At 69.2% G+C, this 2,197-nt stretch carries 2 protein-coding genes; both read right to left on the bottom strand.

The window, feature by feature from the left end; genetic code table 11:
- Positions 1–30: 30 nt before the first annotated feature.
- Positions 31–972 (bottom strand): C40 family peptidase, encoded by a 942-nt coding sequence (locus tag ACM9NP_RS20750; RefSeq protein ID WP_415648426.1) that lies wholly within the window; start codon positions 970–972, stop codon positions 31–33.
- 67 nt (positions 973–1,039) lie between these two features.
- A complete protein-coding gene (locus tag ACM9NP_RS20755) occupies positions 1,040–2,152 on the bottom strand; it encodes a mandelate racemase/muconate lactonizing enzyme family protein (protein WP_415648427.1) in 1,113 nt (370 codons plus the stop codon).
- Between the last annotated feature and the right edge of the window lie 45 nt (positions 2,153–2,197).

Here is a 2,197-nt window from a genome sequence, read left to right on the forward strand (position 1 = left end):
GTCCGGGGCGCCGTCGTGTGGGTCGCGTGGTCACTCGTCGTCGAACACGCGGTGTACGGCGACGAGGGTTTCGAGCCGATCGGCGGGAATCGTCTCCTGGACGACCTTCCCGTAGTTCCCGGCGGCGTGGATCATCGTCGGCCTTCCCGCGTCGTCCGGGCTGGCGGCGATGCCGATGTGGTGGATCTGCTTTCCCTTGTGCGCGAAGAAGTACAGGTCACCCGGCTTTTCCTCGCCCAGGGTGATCGGTGTCGTCGCGGTCGCCTGGTCGTGCGCGTCGCGCGGCAGGGTCATGCCGAGCTGCCGGTAGGCCAGGTAGACCAGGCCCGAGCAGTCGAGTCCGTAAGCGGTGAGACCACCCCAGACGTACGGCACGTCGAGGAGCTGCTGTGCGGTGGCGATGATGTCGAGTCGGCCGGACACCGCCGAGACGGTGCCGGTCGGCGCGGTGACGAGGTCGTGCAGACGCACCCAGCCGGTCGGCTGCGGCCCGGGCAGGACCACGTTCGCCCAGCCGCGATACGCGTCGCCGACGACGGTCAGCCGCGTCCCGAGCGTGACCCCGGGGATCGTGACGTCACCGCCGGGCTCGTCCCGGACGGTCGTCGCCGTCGCCGAGACGATGTGCTCGACGCCTTCGGGAGTCGGTACCTGGGTTGTCAACTGAGCCAACGGAACCCAACCCGGGTAACCCTGATCGTCAAGGCTTGACGGCTGCCCTGCGACGATGACGCGCGCCCAGCCGTCCTCGATCTCGGTGATGGTCACCTCGTCGCCGAGCGGAATCTGAGTGAGCGTGCGGTCGACGAGTCCGTCGACGCGACTTTCGCGGGTCATTCCGGAGACCCATTCGCGGATCGCGGCGGGAGTCCCGAGTGACAGCCGGTCGCTGTCCCTTGGGGCTTTCGCCGACGTCCAGAGCGTGACGGCCGATGCCGCCGCGAGTGCCCGCTGACCGGCTTCCAAGGTCACGATTGCCCTCCTTGGGGGTAAGGCGTGCTGGTGTGAGGTTGTGTCGACGCCGCGACGATGGCCACCATCATGCGTTGGTTTCGGTCCCGCTGCGTCGTTCGTGTCGCGTTTGGGGCGAAAAGGTTATCGAACGTAGTCCTGGGCCGGAATCCAAGTGGATGATTCCGTCCCGATAGGTCAGTGCCGGGTCGGAGTCGGCGAGCCACCAGGCCGCGTCGAGGTCGGCGACGGTGCTGGTGCCGACGGCCGACGCGAGACTGGCCGCGGCGGCGACCCCGATCCTACCTTCCATCATGGATCCAACGGTGTATCCCATGCCCTGGGATGCCGCCAGTCTCAAGAGATCCCGTCCCGCCCGCAGCCCGCCGCACTTGGCGAGTTTGACGTTGACCGCGTCGGCGGCGCGAGTGGCGATGACCGCCAGGAGATCGTCGACCGTGTGGACGGACTCGTCGGCGAGGATCGTCGTCGACACCGCCCGCGTCACCTCCGCCAGACCCGACAGGTCACGCGCCGGGGTCGGCTGCTCCACCAGGTCGACGTCCAGCCCGGCGTCCTCCATTCCCCGGATGATGCGCACGGCCTGCTTCGCCGACCAACCCTGATTCGCGTCGAGCCGCAGCGTGACGGCGTCACCGACCGCCGCGCGGATCGCCCGCAAGCGTTCGAGGTCACCGGCCGGGTCCAAACCGACCTTGACCTTCAAGACCGTGAACCCCTCCGCGACGCGCGCGGACGCGGCGGCGGTCAGCTCGTCGACGTCACCCGCGGGCAGTGTCACGTCCGTGGCGACGCTCAGGGTCGTGCCGCCGAGAAAACGTGTGAGGGATACGCCGAGCCGCTGAGCCGCCAGATCGTGCACCGCGACGTCCAGGGCGGCCTTCGCGGCGCTGTTGCCGACGACCGCCGCGTCGGCGGCGTCGAGAGTCGCGTTGACGTCATCGGGATCGAGACCGAGCACGGCGTCCCGCAGTGGACCGTTGAGGCACGCCTGCGCGCCGGCGAGCGATTGGCCGGTGATGCGCCACGTTTGCGGGGCCTCACCGCGCCCGACCCGACCTTCGTCATCGGTGACTTCGACGATCACCGATTCGATCTGGCTCGTCCGGCGCAGTGCGGTGACGAACTCGGTGTGCAGGGGAGCGGTGACCACCGTGGCGGCGACGTCGCGGATGGGCATGCGCGTACCCTACGCCATCGCCCGCCACGCCCGCCGCCCCCGCAC

The sequence above is a fragment of the Stackebrandtia soli genome (genome assembly GCF_965137155.1).
Classification (GTDB): Bacteria; Actinomycetota; Actinomycetes; order Mycobacteriales; family Micromonosporaceae; genus Stackebrandtia; species Stackebrandtia soli.

Excerpts from the sequence above, each read along its gene's own strand:
- ACM9NP_RS20755 (WP_415648427.1), bottom strand. The coding sequence starts at position 2,152 with ATGCCCATCCGCGACGTCGCCGCCACGGTGGTCACCGCTCCCCTGCAC.